Genomic DNA, 16,966 nt, shown 5'->3' with positions numbered 1-16,966 from the left:
TTTTAACTGGGCCGGGCATATATTTTTCTGGACGAAAGGTCGCAGCGATGTCTGTGTGACATGATGATTGCGGCCGCATTCGGAAATTGACCTCGTTTTCGGCCAAGAAAGTGTCTAGAAATCTAGGGTCAACGCGGCGTCAGCGCCAGCCGGTGCTTCAGCCGTTCCAAATGGCAGGCGAATTGCTGATGGCCGGCCTTGGTTTCCTCAGCAAATCGCGCGAGCCGGAGATGGCCGGCTGCCAACAGCTGCTCGCGCGTGCCGTCGGTGCGGAGGGTGACGATCGCATCAGCGAGTGAGCGCGGATCGTCATAGTCGAACAGGATCGCGGCGTCGCCGACCTGGGCCCTGAAGGCTTCGGGATAGATCACCGGCGTGCCGACCGCCCAGGCTTCCAGCGGCGGAAGATTGGTCGGGCCGAAATAGCTCGGCATCACCAGCGCTGCGGCGCCGCGATAGAGAGCGCCGAGCTCGGCGGACTCGACGAAGCCGATGATGGAGATCTGGTTCGACAGGCCAAAGGTACGGATCGCCGCATTGATCTTGTCGCGGCCGCCGCGGTCCGAACCGCACAGCACCAGCCGTTCGGTGATGCCCCGTTCGCGCAAGCTTGCGAGGGCTGCGAGCAGCGTCATGTGGTTCTTGTGCGGCCAAAACTGCGCCGGATAGAACAGGTAGCCGGGCTCGAGCCGGTACTTCGCCAGCACCGCCGCGTCATCAGCAGCGGCAGGCGCGGACTGGCCGACGTAGGCCGAGGGCGAGAACGGGATGCAGACCGCGCGATCCCGTTCCATGGCGTAGCGGCGCGAGAGGTCGTGGATCAGCTCGGGCGCGTTGACGATCACCACCGCCGCCTTGGTGCTGGCAAGACCAAACAGCATCTCGCGGCGCTCGAACTCGCCGAAGGTCCTCGCTTCCGGAAACTCCGGCGCGTCGCGATGGCAGCCGTCGAAGATCGTGATGATGAAGGGTAGCTCGTAGAGCAGCAAGTGCCGCTTCGAGGTCGAAGTGAAGTGCACGACGTCGATGCCGTCGCGGATCAGCGCGCGTTCGAACGGCGATTTCAGCTTCAGCGCGATCTGGACGAGATCGAACGGCCCGCAATATTTCAGGAACAGGAAGACATAGTCGAGCACGCCGAACTTGCGCAGGCTGGCCGCGACGCCGAACTCCTTCAGGATCTCCAGCGTCTTCGGATAGGGCGAGTACACCACGATCTCGTTGCCGGACTTGGCGGCCCAGTCGCGCAGCCAGAGCAGATCGTTGAGCGGCTGCTGGAAGCCGCCGCCGACCTCGAGCGCCTGTTCCAGCATGACGGCGAGCCGCAGCGGTCTCACGGCGTGCCGCTCTTTCTGGCGACGGCGTAGGCCGCCCAGCTCTTCGTGTGTGGGGCGTCCTGCGTCAGCCACGCGGCTTGAAGCGCGGGCTCGAAGCCGCTCGCGGCAAGCGCCGCGTCGATCTCGAACGGAAACCAGTAGCGCATGTGGTGCGCTTCATCGACGCGACGAATCGTGGCGCGGTCGGTGTCCTCGCAGAACAGCGTGTAGTTCACGGTGACGGTCGCGGCCTGCTCGTCATGGTCGGATTGCGCGATGCGGGTGAGGCGCAGCGGCTTCTGCTCGATCACCTTGACCCGCGTCTCGACGCCCTGCGCGAGCACGGCGCCACCATACCAATAGTCGAAGAAGAACGTGCCATCAGGCTTCAGCGCAGCATGCGCGGTGCGGAACATGGCCGTCAGCGCATCGCGGCTGGTCTGGTAGCTCGCGACATGGAATAGCGACACCACTGCGTCGAAGTCGCGTTCAGGGCCCCTCTCGCAGGCATCGCCCTGCCGGAACGGGATCGATAGTCCGGCCTGTTCGGCGCGCGCCTTGGCGCTCGCGATCATCTCATGGCTGAGGTCGATGCCGGCAACGCTCCACCCCTGTCGTGCGAAGGCGAGCGCGTGCAGGCCGGTGCCGCAGCCGAGATCGAGCAGCCTGCCCGAGGAAACGCCGTGGTCGCGCAGGCGCGCTTCGACGAACGCCGTCTCTGCGCCGTAGTCCTTGTCCTGATAGAGGAGGTCGTACCAGGGCGCGTAGTCGGCGAACACCGTCACGCCAAAATCTCCTTCAGCGCCTGGGCGGAGCGAGCGATCTCGTCGTCGGTCAAGGCAAGTCCGCTCGGCAGGTAAAAACCGCGGCGGGCGATGTATTCCGCGTTCGGATGGCTTTCGTCGAGCATCAGGCCCATCCGGCGCAGCACCGGCTGTTCGTGCATGCACCAGAAGAACGGCCGCGTTCCGATGCCCTTGTCGCCGAGGCGGCGCATCGCTTCCTTGGCATCGAACGGGACGTCGTCGTTCAGCACGATGCCGTAGACCCAATAGATGTTGTCGGCGTAGGAGGTGCGGGCGACCGGGCGGCGGATGCTGTTGAGGCCGCCGAGATGCTCGTCATAGAGCCGGCCGATCCGGCGCTTGAGCTCGACCGTGCGCGGCAGGCGCTCGATCTGGGCGACGCCCAGCGCGGCCTGGAGGTTGGTCATGCGCGCGTTCCAGCCGAGCTCCTCGTGGACGAAGCGCTGCTGCGGCTGGAAGCAGAGATTGCGATAGCCTTGGAGCCGATCGGCGAGCGCATCGTCGTCGGTGAGGATCATGCCGCCTTCACCGGTGGTGACGTGCTTGTTGGGATAGAAGCTGAACGTCGAGACGTCGCCGAAACCGCCGCAGGGCGCACCGCGATAGGTCTGGCCGTGCATCTCGGCCGCGTCCTCGATTACTTTCAGATCGTGCTTGCGGGCGAGCGCGAGGATCGGATCGAGATCGACCGGCAGACCGTAGATGTGAACCAGCATGATCGCCCGCGTGCGCGGCGTGATCGCGGCTTCCACGCCCTCTGCCCTCATGTTCCAGGTCGCGGCGTCGCAGTCGACCCCGACGGGCACGAGGCCGGCTCGCACGATGGCGGCGGCGCAGCTGATGATCGTGAAGGTCGGGATGATGACCTCGGAGCCTTCCTCGAGCCCGAGCGCATGAACGGCGATGTCGAGCGCGACCGAACCGTTGGTCACCGCGATGCCATGGCGCCGTCCCGCGGCCTCGGCCATCGCCTGCTCGAAGCGCTTGATGAACGGTCCCTCCGAGGAGATCCATCCGGTCCGGACGCATTCGGCGAGATAGTCGGCTTCGTTGCCGTCGAGCAGCGGCGTGTTGACGGGAATGAACGGCGCGGTCACTGGCCCGGACCCTTGATCCGGATTTCGGACGGGGAGACTTCGGCGAACCGGGTCTTGTCGTTCTCGCCGGAATAGGGACCCTGCTTGATCTCGAACATCTCGAGCGGTTCGAGCACCTTGAAGCCGTGGGCGCCGCTGCACAACAGGATGATGTCGCCGCCGCCGAGCACGCGGCTTTCGAGATATTCTTCCTCGACGGTGTAGAAGTCGACCTGGAGCTTGCCCTTCTGGATCAGCAGGACTTCCTGGGTGTAGTGCACTTCGCGCGTCACCTTGTTGTGGCGATGCGGCTCGATGCTCTTGCCCTTCGGATGGCTCATATAGGCGAGCTGCTGCGACAGTTCCGGCGACGAAAAGAAGTGAATACCCGGCTCGCGGAACGAGGCGCGCACGATGATCGCGTAGAGCTGGTCGCCGAATCGAACATGTTCGACGTGTTCCATCCTTAGCCTCGACAAAAAATGCTGTAATTAGAGTGACATAGTTGCGCTGCCGTGCACTTTGGCCATTTTGGCCGGGACCGTCAAGGGCGGACCGAACATGACAAACGGCGTGCGCGCGAGCGGGATTTAACCGACGAAAGCCAGGATCTCTTCGATGCGCCGGCGGAAGGTATGGGCGGCAAATGTCCTGGCTTGTCCCGCCGTCGCGATGGACCTGCGCGCCGTGTCGTCTCCGAGATAGCGTTCGATCTGCGCGAGGCAGTCCTCGACCGTGCGCCAGGCCGCGACCTCGCGTTCGGGCTCGAACAGCGTATGCAGATTGTCCTTGAAGTCGGTGAGCAGGAATGCGCCGACGCCCGTCGCTTCGAACAGCCGCGCATTGCCGGCCTCGCGGCCGGCCATGTCGATGTGCGAATTGAGCGTGACGCGCGAGGCGCGCAGGGCTTGATACATCTCCATGCCCCAGACCTCGCCCTGATAGCAGCGATGCAGGGGCGAGGAGGCGGGAAGGGATTGCAGGCCGCTACCGAACAGTTTGAGATCGTAGCGTCGTGCCACCGCTTCGAGCTGCGCGACGCGGAGCTGGTGATCCGCCGAGACCGCGCCGACGAAGGTGACGTCGAAATTCTGCGACGGCGGCGGAGGCAGGATGTCGAGGATGCCGGGCTCGAAAGCGAGATGGACGACCTCGGCGCGTGCGCCGTGGGCGCGGAAGAAATCCACCACCGCGGCCATCTGCGAGATCATGAGGTCGTAGACCGACCAGTCCTCGCCGCGCGAGGGCGAGATGCCGACCTGGCCGACCAGGACCGGGCGGCCGATCTGCTTGATCCGGCGCGCCAGGAGCGTGTCGACGTGAAACAGATCCTGGTTGAGGACGAGATCGGGTTTGAAGTCCTCGATCTGCGCCAGCAGGATATTTTCAGCTTCCGCATCGAGCCGCGGGCTGAGTCCGACCTTGCGCGCGAGCGGCCTCAGCACCGGCTTGAACGGCGCGACCGTGCGTTGCAGCCAGCCGGGAACGGTATCGCGCGCGGCCGGCGCGCCGGGCGGCGGCGGCTCGGTGACGGCAAGGCCATGTTCGCGCGCCCAGGCCGCCCGCATCCAGGGATTGTTGACATGGATGTCGGCGGCGATGTGCCCGAGGCCGGCGAAATTGCGCGAGTAGAAATCTGCGACGCCGAACAGGCTGGCGTTCCGCGCCGCCATCTGCACGGCGTAGGACTCGTTCTCGAGGCCAGGATGGCGCCGGTAGAGCCAGGAGAGAAAGCGCGGATAGTCGGCGTTGAGGATCAGGATGCGCACGGGGTCACGGCTTCGGTTCGAACAGGCTGCGGGGCGTCACGTACCAGAGCAGGACCAGGATCGCGGTGACATGGGTGAGCATGGTGACCGGGCGCGGCACGTTGCCGGGGGCACGGCCCGCAGAGTGGTATCGGCTATGGCCATAAACGCCAATAGCGCTGATTTAGGTAATAAAATACCGTTAAAATCCGTGGGGTTCGTGCTGGGACGATTTTCCAGCCAGCGCGGGTTCGTATAGAAGCCGCTTGGAATGCGCGGGAGCGCCTCTCGTTCGGAGCAGGTTGATGAAGGTCGTAATTCTTGCGGGAGGTCTGGGAACCCGAATTGCCGAAGAGACCAGCACGCGGCCGAAGCCGATGGTCGAGATCGGCGGCCGTCCCATCCTCTGGCACATCATGAAGATCTACAGCCATTACGGCTTCAATGATTTCGTGATCTGTCTCGGTTACCGCGGCTACATGATCAAGGAGTACTTCGCGAACTACTTCCTGCACATGTCCGACGTGACCTTTCATATGGCCGAAAACCGCATGGAGGTGCATCGCGAAACCGCCGAGCCGTGGCGGGTCACTCTGGTCGACACCGGCGAGGAGACCCAGACCGGCGGCCGTCTGAAGCGGGTGCTGCCCTATGTCGCGGACGAGCCATTCTTTGCCCTGACCTATGGCGACGGCGTCGCCGACATCGACCTCGCCGCCGAGATCGCCTTCCACAAGGCGCATGGGCGGAGGGCCACCGTCTCGGTGGTGCGGCCCGCAAAACGGTTCGGCGCAGTTGCGATCGAAGGCGACCGGGTGGTCAATTTCGAGGAGAAGCCCAACGACGATGGCGGCTGGATCAATGGCGGCTTCTTCCTGCTGTCGCCGTCGGTTGGCGAGCTGATCGCGGGCGAAAAGACGATCTGGGAGCGCGAGCCGATGGAGCAGCTCGTGCGCGGCGACGATTTGCGCGCCTATGTGCATCCCGGCTTCTGGCACCCGATGGATTCACTGCGCGATCGCAACTTCCTCGAGGCCGAGTGGGCGGGCAACCGCGCCAAATGGAGGGTCTGGTGACGGATCCGGCATTCTGGCGCGGCAAGAAGGTCTTCCTGACCGGGCATACCGGCTTCAAGGGCGCTTGGGCCTCGCTGCTGCTGCGTCGCCTCGGGGCCAGCGTCTACGGCTACGCCCTGCCGCCGACGCATCAATCCGCGCTGTTCGTGACGGCACGCATCGCCGACGACATCAAGCATCGCATTGCCGACATCCGTGATCTCTCGGCCTTGCGCGCCGCGATGGCGGAGGCGGACCCCGACATCGTCATCCATATGGCCGCGCAGGCGCTGGTGCGCCCGTCCTATGAGGAGCCGGTCGAGACGTTTGCGGCGAACGTGATGGGCACGGTGCACGTGCTGGAGGCGGCACGGCATCTGCGCTCGCTTCAGGCGATGCTGATCGTCACCACCGACAAATGCTACGAGAACAACGGCACCGGCGAGGCCTTCCGCGAGAGCGACCGTCTCGGCGGCGACGATCCCTACAGCAACAGCAAGGCCTGCGCCGAGCTCGTGACGCACTCCTATCGCCGCAGCTTCTTCAACGCGAAGGGCGCGGCGCGTGTCGCGACCGCGCGCGCGGGCAACGTCTTCGGCGGCGGCGATTTTGCGCGCGCCCGTCTAGTGCCTGACGCAATGCAGGCGTTCCTTGCGGGCGAGGCCTTGCGCATCCGCAATCCCAATTCGGTGCGGCCCTGGCAGCACGCGCTCGATCCGGTGCTCGGCTATCTCACGTTGGTCGAGCGGCTCGCGGGCGATGATCATTTCGTCGGCGGCTGGAATTTCGGGCCCGATGCGGCAAGCGAAGTGCCGGTCGGGACCGTGGTCGAGCATCTGATCGCGCTGTGGGGCGACGGCGCACGCTGGACGGTGGATGCCGGCCCGCATCCGCACGAGGCCGCCTATCTCAGGCTCGACTGCGCCAAGGCGCGTGGCGAGCTCGGCTGGACGCCGCGGCTCGATCTGGCCCAGGGTCTGCGTCTCACCGTCGACTGGTACCAGGCGCTGCGCGAGGGCCGGGACCTGCGCAAAATCTCGCTCGACCAGCTCGATCAGGTCGTCGGCGCGTCGTCGAGGACGGTCGCGTGATGTGACGGCTCGCGGCGGCCGGGGCCGAAGAAAGCGGACCGCCGCGTCTCGACCGGTCTTGCGGTGGCGCGAATGCGCAGGAGATCCTTGCGGACCGCGAGACAAGATTTGAGCAGGACGACGAGCGCGAGGATGGCGCGCTCGATATCGGACGCGAGACCGGTTCGGCCCGACCCCGCCGTTTGCGCCTTCACCGACGCATTGAATCAGCCTTGCTGCTCCCATCAGCACGGGCTTTTCCGACCGTGACAGGCACTCTTCTTCCGAAGAGCGGCGGATGCAGCTCGGCCATCGCTGTTCAGAGCCCCACAAAGGCCGGCCGCGAACAGGTATATTCTCATGATTTCCCTACGCCGAAACCGAGATCTGGCTTCCACCCATGGTCCGTATAATTACGGAATTCGATACATGGCAGGCATTATGACCAAGGTGGCGCCGCGACCGCTAAAATTAAACCGAACGTATACCTCTGAGGCTAGAATGAGCATTCTGCGCCTAACGTCGAGCGTGCCTAGCCGCTCTGGAGAGTCCAATGGCCACCGCAGTCACGATCAGCAAGTCCAATAACAGCGATATCGACGGTATGCTGTCAGGCTACAAATGGTCGGGCACCATCACCTACAGCTTTCCGGACGCGCCTGGCGACTACGCGAACCCGTACACGGGAGGCGACAGCGAGCCGACGACCTCAGGCTTTGCTTCAGCGCCCAGCCAGATGCAGGCCGCGATCAACTACGCGATCGGGTTGATCCTTGGCTATACCAACGCCAGCATCCAGTACGCAGGGACCAACGGCGCCGACATCATGATCGCGCAGTCGCCGTCGGCCAATCCGACCTCCTATGCCTATTACCCCGGCAACTATGCATCCGGCGGCGATGTGTGGTTTGGAACGCAGTATAACTATTCGCTGGCCCAGCTCGGTAACTACTATTTCACGACCGCGTTGCACGAACTCGGTCATGCCCTTGGCCTCAAGCACAGTCAGGAAACTGGCGGCGTCGCTAACGTCGCAGTTCCCACGGCCCACGACGACAGCGAATATACCGTCATGAGCTATCGCAGCTATGTCGGTGCTTCGACCACGAGCGGGTACACCAACGAGGCGTATGGATATCCGCAGACTTACATGGCCAACGATATCCTCGCGCTACAAACGATGTACGGCGCGAACTACACGACCCAGAGTGGCAGCACGGTCTACAGCTGGAACCCGACCACGGGGCAGGAGTTCATCAACGGCGTCGGACAGCTCGCGCCGGGCGGTGGCGCCGGAGGCTCGGCCAACCGCATCTACGAGACGGTGTGGGACGGCGGCGGTGTCGATACCTACGATCTGTCGAACTACACGACGAACCTGAGCATCAATCTCAATCCCGGTGCGTCGTCACTGTTCTCGTCGGTGCAACTGGCCAATCTCGGCAACGGCCATTCCGCCTCGGGCAACGTCTACAACGCCTATCTCTACAACAACGACGCGCGCTCCTACATCGACAACGCCACCGGCGGGTCCGGCAATGACACGATCATCGGGAATGTCATCGCCAACGCACTCAACGGCGGCTCCGGCAACGATACGATCACTGGCGGCGGCGGCAACGACACCATTATTGGCGGCGCCGGTACCGATACGGCGGTGTATTCGGGCAATAGGGCGAACTATTCTATTTCGTTCAATGCGAGCACGCAGACGTTCACCGTCACGGATTTGCGTGGCGCCTCGCCCGATGGCCAGGATACCGACACGGGCATTGAGTACCTTCAATTCGCGGATGGCACGGTCGCCAGCTCGTCGTTGATCCCCGTCACGATAGAAGCAATGGGCACGACTGCGCTCGTCCAGTCGGGCGGCCTCTATAATCTTAACCCGGTTGGTGGCGGCACAGGGCCAACGCTGAAATATCAGGGCGCGGCTTATGTGGCCGGGCAGTTTGGCAGCTGGACTCCGATCGGAGTTGAGCAGATCGGCTCCGGCTATCAGGTGGCCTGGAAGGTGATTGGCGTCAATAACTATTCAGTGTGGAGCACCGATAGCGACGGCAACTACATCTCCAACGTGATCGGTGGCGTCTCTGGCTCAAGTGCTTCGTTGGCGTCATTCGAAAGCGCTTTTCACCAAGACCTGAATGGGGACGGCATCATTGGTTCACCACCGAGCACGGTGATTGAGTCCTTCGGATCAACAGAGTTGGTCAAGGTGGGTTCTAATTTCTATTTTGGCGACGTCAGCAGCGGCAGCGTAGGCCCGGAGTTGACATACAACGGTTCGCCATTCGTGGACGGGCAGGCGGGCGGATGGACCCCGATCGGCGTCGAGCAGGTCGGCTCCGGCTATCAGGTCGCTTGGAAAGTGGGCGGCGCTGACAACTATTCGGTGTGGAGCACCGACAGCAATGGCAATTACATTTCTAACCTGATCGGCGGCGTGTCGGGCTCAAGCGCCTCGTTGGTGTCATTCGAGAGCGGTTTTCATCAGGACTTGAACGGAGACGGAGTAATTGGAGCGGCGGCAGCACCGACGGCGGTGATCGAATCTTTCGGTTCGACCAAGCTGGTCCAGGTCGGCAGTAATTTCTATCTCGACAACATTAGTAGCGGCGCGGGCCCAGAACTGAAATACAACGGTTCTCCGTTTGTGGCGGGCCAGGCGGGCGGTTGGCGTCCTATCGGGGTCGAGCAGGTCGGCTCCGGATATCAGGTAGCGTGGAAAGTGGACGGCGCCGATAACTACTCGGTATGGAGCACCGACAGCAATGGCAACTACATTTCCAACTTGATCGGTGGTGTGTCAGGGACGAGCGCTTCGTTGGTGTCCTTCGAGAGCAGTTTTCATCAAGACTTAAACGGAGACGGGGTCATTGGTGCGTCGCCAGCACCGACGGCGGGGATCGAAGCTTTTGGTTCGAACAAGCTGGCCTCTGCCAAGTTCTATTTCGGCGACCTTGGAAATGGCGGCGCTGGCCCGGAACTGAAGCATGATGGTTTGCCATCCGCGGACGGTCAGGCGGGCAACCTGATTGGTGGGGTGCTGGGCTCAATAGCTTCGTTGGCCGCTTTAGAGAGCAATTTCCATCAAGACCTGGACGGGGACGGTGTTATTGGAGCTCACCCCGGGGCAGTCTTGAATGGGGAGCAGCATTCGGGGTTCTTTTTCTAGTTGACCGTCGTTCGCGTCCTGCGTTCATGAACCGGAACGTCTTGGTGCGCTCGACCCGAGCGACGACAAAATCGCGGCAGCAGGGGGGGTCGCGCCACGCGATCGCCATTCACCTTGCCGTCGATAGTGCGGTGTCCATCTTCTGGATCGCCTGAGCAGCAAGGATTGCGCCATTCGTTGTCAGATGACCGTAGTCCCAGGTGACCAGATCGCTGGTTGAGCCTGGAATTTTGGTGAGGCAACCTTCGTCGTTGCAAAACAGCTTGATCAGGGAAATGTACCGCGTCCCGTTCTCTCTGGCGACGCGTTCAATTCCGTTCTCGATGGCAAGTGTCTTGCTGAGGTCAATTTGCAAGCGGCCCGGCAACATATCCGACCTGTGCTGCAGCCAAGATTGCAGCAGGCGCGAGGGAAGGCTCGGATCGAATCTCGGAGCAGGCCCAAGGACGAGTATTTCGGCTACGCCGGCTGCCCTTATCTTCGCGATCGTGTCCTCAAGCATAGCTACATATGCTGAGCCGGTCTTCCAATCGTTCGGATAATTCTGCCAGGCACCAAATAAGATGACAGTCTGGGCAGGATGTTTCCGAATTAGCTCGAAGACCGCCGCATTGCCGTCGCGACATCCCGACGACGCGGGTTCGCCAAGTCCGAGCAGGGGCGCGCAACCATTCCGCGTGAGTTGCGAAATACGGTCCGCACCGAAGACCTCTCGAAGACCTGGCGAGAGTCGCGCAGCATGCGAGTCTCCCCAGATCACGATGGAGTCGCTTCGATTTGTATTCAGGCATACCGGCAGCAGCTTGGAAGTATCCTCCTCATTTCCGAGCCAGCACCCTGGATTGTAGGCATCCGTCTTGAAATCATAGCGCTCGTAGGCGAGGGCGGCTTGCAATGCGTCGGGTAGCCGGCCGGGGACTCCATGCGCAAATGCAATTGAAAAGCCGGCCAGTCCGACAACGGCAAGCGAGGCGACAGCGCCCCGCGCGAGAGGCGAAAGTCGAAGATGCTTCTTGAGCGGCACTTCGACCGCCAGGTAAGTCAGGATTGCAAGGCAGATGCTTGCGACCAAACACGCCGATGCCTGCCACAGCGCCAGTGTAGTTCCATTCTTGATGTAGGCGAAAACCAGGATCGGCCAATGCCATAAATAGAGCGGGTAGCTGATCCTGCCCAGGAAAACCATCAAGCCGCTACCCAGCGTCCGCATCGCAAATCTCGATGTTGCGCCGAAACCGATCGCAAGCATCGATCCGGCAACGACCACCAGCGCGAACTTGTTCGGCCAAGCCGCTTCGCCGCCGCCAAAGAAGGCGACGAGCGCGATCATCGCCAACCCCGCGATGAGACCGATTGTAGAGTTGGCAGGCTTGGCGCTTCCCGTTTTCATCACCGCCAACACGCCCCCCGCCGACAATTCCCAAGCCCGCGCAAGCGGCGAGTAGAAAGCTGCAGAGGTGTGGCCGAAATGGCTGAGACTCCAGCAGTGCAGAAGTGACAGCAGAGTAATGGCGAGAAGCATCCATTCCATTCGGAGACGGAATCTTACGCCGACAAGCATCAATACCGGCCAGACCAGATAGAACTGTTCTTCGACCCCGAGCGACCAGAGGTGCAGGAGCGGCTTTGTCGATGCGGCAAGATCGAAATAGCCCGTTTCAGACCAGAACAGCACGTTGGGTAGGAATAAGGCTGCGGCGGCCACTTGTTTCCCGAGCGCTTCGAAAAGACTGGGCGTCAAAAAGACCCAGCCGAAGCTCAGCGCGGTCGTGGTCACTAACAGCAACGCCGGAAACAGACGACGCGCCCTGCGCGCGTAAAAGCCCGCAAACGAAAAGTCATTTGCGAGAATGATGCCCGTGATCAAGAATCCAGAAATGACAAAGAAGACGTCAACTCCGACAAAACCGGCGGGGACAACTTCCGGAAAGGCATGAAAACCAAGGACCAGGAATACGGCGACCGCGCGTAACCCATCGATGTCGGGACGGTATATCGTCATAATCTCAACGTTGCTGCTGCCGATTCTTATAGCCCTAACATGCGTGGCGACGATAGGGGCACGGAGAAGCGTGGCCTGTACTTGACCACCGGTCCTGTCGCGAGAAACGCTGGTTTCACCGGGGTGGCGAAGATATTTGCAATGTCGCGGACTTCACTTATAAGGCGACCTACTTCCCCTCCCCGATTTGGAACTGTAGATGGCGCGTACAATCAAAGGCTGTGAGGTGTGCGGCGGATCCGAACTCAAGGATGTTCTGGATCTTGGACGCCATCCGCTGTGCGACGATCTCGTGCCGGTCGGGAATCCGGCGATTCCTGAAACATATCCGATAGATATCGTATTCTGTCCGACCTGCAAGACGGCGCACCAGGCGTATCAGGTTCCGAAACGGACGTTGTTTCCGAGTACGTACCACTACAGGGCACGGCACACCGCAGACGTGATGAACGGAATGCGACAGTTGGTGGAGCGATGCGAAAAGCAGGTCGGCTCACTGAAAGATCTGTTGGTGCTCGACGTGGGGTGCAATGACGGCAGCCTGTTGTCGATCTTCAGGGAACGAGGCGCGAGAACCGTTGGCGTAGAGCCGACCGGCGCCGCCGCAGACGCGAAGCAGGCCGGCCACACGGTTTATCAGGACTACTTCGCGCCTTCGCTGGCTGAAAAGATTGCGGCGAGCGGTGGTCTGCCTGATATCATCACGTTCACAAATGTTTTCGCGCATATCGAGGATCTGCGCAGCGTTCTCTCGGCCGTCGGCGCGTTGATGGGGCCGAACACGCTGCTGGTCATCGAGAACCACTATCTCGGCTCCGTGCTCGATCGCTATCAATTCGATACGTTCTATCACGAGCATCCGCGCACCTATAGCCTGACGTCCTTCCGGTACATCGCCAAATCGCTTCAGGCGCGGATCGAGGCGCTGGAGTTCCCGGCACGCTATGGCGGCAACATCCGCGTCATGATGCGGCGAGGCGACGGTGAGGAGCAGGCTGCTCCCGAACTCGCCAAGATGGACGCCGCGGAAGGCGGCTTCGAGCAGCGCCTGCTCGACATGGCGAAGCGGATACCTGCGTGGCAGAAGAGCAAGCGCGCCGAAATCGAAGCGGCTGTTTCTCGCCATGGCCCACTCGTCGGCAAGGCCTTTCCGGGTCGTGCGGCGATCCTGGTGAAGTTGCTCGATCTCGATCAGTCCATCCTGCAAGGGGTCTACGAGAAGCCGGGCTCGATGAAGATCGGAAACTACATCCCGGGCACCCGCATCCCGATTCTTTCCGACAACGATTTCGACAAGCGCCCGAACCGGGATGTGCCGCTTCTCAATCTGGCCTGGCACATCTCCGGTGAAATTCACGGGTACATGCGCAAGCAGGGATATGACGGCCAGATCATCGATCTATTTTCGCCAGAGGAGTTTGAGCGGGCCTAGTGCTGCGCGCGACGGGAATGGCTTTGATGGCTGAAACGACGTCAGGAGAGAACGCCGAATCCGCGAACGGGAGACCTGAGTCCTCGAGCAGGCCTCTCATCTCGATCATCGTTCCCGTGTTCAATGAAGAAGACAACGTCGACCGCACATATGCGGAGCTGAAGCGGGTTACGGGAGAGCTGAAGGATTATCAGTTCGAGTTTCTGTTTACCGACAATCACTCCACCGATACCACCTTCAAGAAGCTCTCCGGCATTGCCGCCCTCGATCCGGCCGTGCGGGTCGCCCGCTTTGCAAGGAATTTCGGTTTTCAGCAGTCCGTTCTGACCGGCTATCGGTTGGCGCGCGGAGCGGCGGCAATCCAGATCGACGCGGATCTTCAGGATCCGCCATCGATGTTCGCTCCCTTCCTGCAGAAATGGCGCGAGGGTTTCGACGTCGTGGTCGGCGTGCGGAGAAGCCGGAAAGAGAGCCTGCTCCTGCGGCGCGCCAGGCGGACCTATTACCGCTTCATGCGGCGGATTGGCGGGCCTCATCTCATTCCGGATGGCGGCGATTTCCGGCTGATCGACCGATCCGTGATCGAGCGGCTCCGTCCGATTCACGAGCCGCATATGTATCTGCGCGGTCTCATCTCCTCGCTCGCCAGACGCCAGACCGGCATTCCCTTCGACCGCGCCGCGCGGTTGCACAACGAAAGCAAGTTTCGATTTGGAAGCCTGGTGCGCCTCGCCATGGACGGCATCATCGCGCACTCAAGCCTGCCTTTGCGGGTGTCGTTTTATATCGGCCTGGTGATCGCGCTGGCCGCCGTCTTGCTTGCGAGCTTTTATCTCATAGTCAGGTTGTTTTCTCACCAGGTCGTTCCGCCGGGATTTACGACCACACAGATTCTCATTCTGTTCGGGATAGGGTTGAATAGCCTTTTCCTCGGTGTGCTGGGTATCTATGTCGGGCGAATTTACGATCAGGTTCGCATGCGGCCGCCGACGATCATTTCGGACCTGATCAATTTCAATGAACAAATCGACAGCGTCGAACGGAATCTGCTCCGATGAACGGCACCGGCGCCACATCCGGCTTATTCGCACTGGTCACGTCATCCTCCATGCGCCTTATCCTGCGCTTTGGCGTGTCGGGCTTGACGACCACGCTCGCGTACTTCGTGCTCACGAATGTGTTCGTGCTCTCGCGCATGATGACGTCGGTCCTCTCGTCGGTGTGCGCGTACGTCATATCGGTCGCCATCTCGTACCTGATGCAGAGTCGCTTAACCTTTCGGGTCAATGGCGATTCCCTTGATCAGGTTGTGCGCTTTATGGTCATGTCCCTTGCTGGGCTCGTGGTTTCCTGGTGCGTGATGGCGCTGACCGTCGACATGCTGCATTGGCCCTACCTGACCGGTGCGATCGGCGTTTGCGTGACCATACCCGCGCTGAATTTCTTCCTGATGCGCGGCTGGGTGTTTGGCACCCGCGGCAGCCGCGAGCGTATTGTTGCGACTGGAGAGTCGGAATGAGCGAACAGAAGAATCCTCAAGTGACGCAGGAACAGGTCGCGGCGGATTTCGACAACGTCGCCGGCGACTACGAGGAAAAAATCAATTCGGCACTTGCCTTTGCCGGGCGTGAGCACTCGTTCTACATCGACGTCAAGCGCGAGCACATCTTGCGGCTCGGCAGAGAGCATTTTTCTGATCTGACAGAGCTGGATGTTCTGGACCTTGGCTGCGGGCTCGGCGCGTATCATTCCGGCCTGGAAGGCAAGTTCCGCGAACTGCATGGCATCGACGTGTCGGCGCAAAGCGTCGAGCTCGCAGCGGCGCGGCATCCTTTCGTGCACTATTCGACATTTGACGGAGTGCGGCTGCCTTATCGCGATGAGCAATTCTCCATCGTGTTCACCGTCTGCGTCATGCACCATGTGCCGCCGCCGCAATGGACGCAGTTCGTCGCGGACATGTATCGCGTGACGAAGCCCGGCGGGCTGGTGCTCGTGTTCGAGCACAATCCCTATAACCCGGCGACCCAGTACATCGTGAAGACCTGCGACATCGACAAGGACGCGGTGTTGTTGCGGCCCGGGACGCTGCGGCGGATGTTCGCGGACGCCGGCTTTGCCGAGGTCGAAACCAAGACGATCATTTCGGTGCCGCCGGCCGGCCCATACCTCAGCCGCCTCGACTCGTTTTTGGGGTATCTTCCGTTCGGCGCCCAATATTACCTCAGCGGCGTGAAACCGTCGTCCTGAAGCGGGAGGAACGCACCTGACCGCGATCGCTTTGGAGCTGGCTGACTTCTGGCGCGCGGCGGCCTTGCCTATTCCGCTTGTGATCGTCGGCGGCGGTCGTTGGGGCCGGACCTGGCTTTCGGTCGTCGTCGCCGCGCGCGGCTCTGCGGAAGGCGTCGTCTTGGCTGCCCGCAGCCGGCCCGACGAGGTGCTGACATGGGCCGCTGCGCGCGCCGAGCTTGCAGGCCTGACGGTCGTGTCGACGGTTGCCGAGGCCATGCTTGTCGATCGGCAGCCGCAAGCGGCGATCATATCGAGCCGGCCACGCGATCATGTACGCGACGGAATGGACGCGCTCGGCCATGGTCTGCACATTCTTGTCGAAAAGCCGATCGGTGTCGATCCGGAAAGCGGCCGGACGCTTGTGGCTGCAACCCAGCAGATGAAGCGTATTCTCGTGGTGGGCACGGAATTCGCCTACCTTCCAGCCTTCCATCAATTGTCCGAGGAACTCGTCGGCGCCGGTACCGCGGATATGACGCTGATATGGGAAGACGTCGAAAACGAAGTGCGACATGGTGCGACAAAGACCCGGCACGAGGAGACAGGGTTGCTGTACGACCTGTTGCCCCATGCCTTTTCGATCTTCGGGGTCTTTGTCCCAAACGCCGGGCTTCGGATTGGCGCAGCACTGGAGAGCCCGGATGGTCGTCAGGGACGCATCGAATTCCGCGACGATCGGGGAGGGCGCCACGAATTTTGCTGTCACACCAAGGCAAAGGCGCGTCGAAGGTTTCTGGATATCCGGACCAAATCCGGTCATGCGTCGGTCGACTTCAGTGGCGTCCACGGGCTGATGACGATCAACAGCCAGCCGCACGCGCTTGATCAGCGCATGTTGGCGATGGAGAGCACCTTGCGACTTGAGCTTGGAGCGTTCTTGTCTCAGGTAACGGGTGCGACAGACGCGGCGTTTCTGGAGTGGGACGTTTCGGGCTTGCTAGCGGTGCAGGAGGACCTGAAACGGGCGCTCGCAACGGCCGGGACTTGATTG

15 protein-coding genes are annotated in these 16,966 nt (G+C 61.6%); 8 read left to right on the top strand and 7 right to left on the bottom strand.

The window, feature by feature from the left end:
• Positions 1 to 128: 128 nt before the first annotated feature.
• From QRQ56_RS22730 to QRQ56_RS22710, 5 genes are all read right to left on the bottom strand, one after another.
• Complete coding sequence (locus tag QRQ56_RS22730) at positions 129 to 1,337, bottom strand: glycosyltransferase (protein WP_438743088.1); 1,209 nt, start codon at positions 1,335 to 1,337, stop codon at positions 129 to 131.
• A complete protein-coding gene (locus QRQ56_RS22725) occupies positions 1,334 to 2,101 on the bottom strand; it encodes a class I SAM-dependent DNA methyltransferase (RefSeq protein ID WP_438743087.1) in 768 nt (255 codons plus the stop codon). Before QRQ56_RS22725 ends, QRQ56_RS22730 begins: the two co-directional genes overlap by 4 nt.
• On the bottom strand, positions 2,098 to 3,219 hold the full coding sequence (locus QRQ56_RS22720; protein WP_438743085.1) for a DegT/DnrJ/EryC1/StrS family aminotransferase: 1,122 nt from the start codon (positions 3,217 to 3,219) through the stop codon (positions 2,098 to 2,100). The genes QRQ56_RS22725 and QRQ56_RS22720 overlap by 4 nt, the downstream gene beginning before the upstream one ends.
• Entirely contained in the window at positions 3,216 to 3,662 is a 447-nt protein-coding gene (locus QRQ56_RS22715; RefSeq protein WP_254121442.1) for a hypothetical protein, read from the bottom strand. Before QRQ56_RS22715 ends, QRQ56_RS22720 begins: the two co-directional genes overlap by 4 nt.
• A 126-nt stretch (positions 3,663 to 3,788) precedes the next feature.
• Positions 3,789 to 4,967 carry a CgeB family protein gene (locus tag QRQ56_RS22710; protein WP_438743083.1) on the bottom strand — a complete coding sequence of 393 codons (1,179 nt, stop codon included), beginning with the start codon at positions 4,965 to 4,967 and terminating at the stop codon, positions 3,789 to 3,791.
• Positions 4,968 to 5,251: 284 nt separating this feature from the next.
• Between QRQ56_RS22710 and rfbF the strand changes: the two genes are divergently transcribed.
• Positions 5,252 to 6,022: a glucose-1-phosphate cytidylyltransferase gene (gene rfbF / locus QRQ56_RS22705; protein WP_438743081.1), complete on the top strand. Its 771-nt coding sequence runs from the start codon at positions 5,252 to 5,254 to the stop codon at positions 6,020 to 6,022.
• Entirely contained in the window at positions 6,019 to 7,092 is a 1,074-nt protein-coding gene (rfbG, locus tag QRQ56_RS22700; RefSeq protein WP_438743079.1) for a CDP-glucose 4,6-dehydratase, read from the top strand. Before rfbF ends, rfbG begins: the two co-directional genes overlap by 4 nt.
• Here rfbG and QRQ56_RS22695 read toward each other — a convergent pair.
• Positions 7,056 to 7,286, bottom strand: coding sequence for a hypothetical protein (locus tag QRQ56_RS22695; protein WP_438743077.1), 231 nt, complete (start codon positions 7,284 to 7,286; stop codon positions 7,056 to 7,058). The two genes, rfbG and QRQ56_RS22695, sit on opposite strands and share 37 nt — an antisense overlap.
• A gap of 338 nt (positions 7,287 to 7,624) precedes the next feature.
• Here QRQ56_RS22695 and QRQ56_RS22690 point away from each other — a divergent pair, with 338 nt between their 5' ends.
• A complete protein-coding gene (locus QRQ56_RS22690) occupies positions 7,625 to 10,249 on the top strand; it encodes a M10 family metallopeptidase C-terminal domain-containing protein (protein WP_438743075.1) in 2,625 nt (874 codons plus the stop codon).
• A 109-nt stretch (positions 10,250 to 10,358) separates the two neighbouring features.
• Here the strand turns inward: QRQ56_RS22690 and QRQ56_RS22685 are convergent, their stop codons facing one another.
• A complete protein-coding gene (locus QRQ56_RS22685) occupies positions 10,359 to 12,251 on the bottom strand; it encodes an acyltransferase family protein (RefSeq protein ID WP_438743074.1) in 1,893 nt (630 codons plus the stop codon).
• Positions 12,252 to 12,450: 199 nt separating this feature from the next.
• On the opposite strand from QRQ56_RS22685, the gene QRQ56_RS22680 reads away from it, so the two are divergent.
• Genes QRQ56_RS22680 through QRQ56_RS22660 form a run of 5 tightly spaced genes read left to right on the top strand, consistent with a single transcriptional unit; the run spans position 12,451 to position 16,963 of the window.
• On the top strand, positions 12,451 to 13,683 hold the full coding sequence (locus tag QRQ56_RS22680; protein WP_438743072.1) for a class I SAM-dependent methyltransferase: 1,233 nt from the start codon (positions 12,451 to 12,453) through the stop codon (positions 13,681 to 13,683).
• Between the two features lie 26 nt (positions 13,684 to 13,709).
• Positions 13,710 to 14,741: a glycosyltransferase family 2 protein gene (locus QRQ56_RS22675; protein ID WP_438743070.1), complete on the top strand. Its 1,032-nt coding sequence runs from the start codon at positions 13,710 to 13,712 to the stop codon at positions 14,739 to 14,741.
• On the top strand, positions 14,738 to 15,202 hold the full coding sequence (locus QRQ56_RS22670) for a GtrA family protein (protein WP_438743069.1): 465 nt from the start codon (positions 14,738 to 14,740) through the stop codon (positions 15,200 to 15,202). Before QRQ56_RS22675 ends, QRQ56_RS22670 begins: the two co-directional genes overlap by 4 nt.
• Positions 15,199 to 15,933 carry a class I SAM-dependent methyltransferase gene (locus QRQ56_RS22665; RefSeq protein WP_438743068.1) on the top strand — a complete coding sequence of 245 codons (735 nt, stop codon included), beginning with the start codon at positions 15,199 to 15,201 and terminating at the stop codon, positions 15,931 to 15,933. The genes QRQ56_RS22670 and QRQ56_RS22665 overlap by 4 nt, the downstream gene beginning before the upstream one ends.
• A gap of 31 nt (positions 15,934 to 15,964) precedes the next feature.
• Positions 15,965 to 16,963 (top strand): Gfo/Idh/MocA family protein, encoded by a 999-nt coding sequence (locus tag QRQ56_RS22660; protein ID WP_438743066.1) that lies wholly within the window; start codon positions 15,965 to 15,967, stop codon positions 16,961 to 16,963.
• The last annotated feature ends 3 nt before the right edge of the window (positions 16,964 to 16,966 follow it).

The sequence above is a fragment of the Bradyrhizobium sp. U531 genome, from assembly GCF_051710265.1.
Classification (GTDB): Bacteria; Pseudomonadota; Alphaproteobacteria; order Rhizobiales; family Xanthobacteraceae; genus Bradyrhizobium.
This window is presented reverse-complemented; position numbering and strand designations above follow the sequence as displayed.

Bases quoted from the DNA above. Each gene is read 5' to 3' on its own strand.
- QRQ56_RS22675 (WP_438743070.1), top strand. From the start codon at position 13,710: ATGGCTGAAACGACGTCAGGAGAGAACGCCGAATCCGCGAACGGGAGA.
- QRQ56_RS22690 (WP_438743075.1), top strand. From the start codon at position 7,625: ATGGCCACCGCAGTCACGATCAGCAAGTCCAATAACAGCGATATCGAC.
- rfbF (WP_438743081.1), top strand. From the start codon at position 5,252: ATGAAGGTCGTAATTCTTGCGGGAGGTCTGGGAACCCGAATTGCCGAA.
- QRQ56_RS22670 (WP_438743069.1), top strand. From the start codon at position 14,738: ATGAACGGCACCGGCGCCACATCCGGCTTATTCGCACTGGTCACGTCA.
- QRQ56_RS22680 (WP_438743072.1), top strand. From the start codon at position 12,451: ATGGCGCGTACAATCAAAGGCTGTGAGGTGTGCGGCGGATCCGAACTC.
- QRQ56_RS22715 (WP_254121442.1), bottom strand. From the start codon at position 3,662: ATGGAACACGTCGAACATGTTCGATTCGGCGACCAGCTCTACGCGATC.
- QRQ56_RS22685 (WP_438743074.1), bottom strand. From the start codon at position 12,251: ATGACGATATACCGTCCCGACATCGATGGGTTACGCGCGGTCGCCGTA.
- QRQ56_RS22665 (WP_438743068.1), top strand. From the start codon at position 15,199: ATGAGCGAACAGAAGAATCCTCAAGTGACGCAGGAACAGGTCGCGGCG.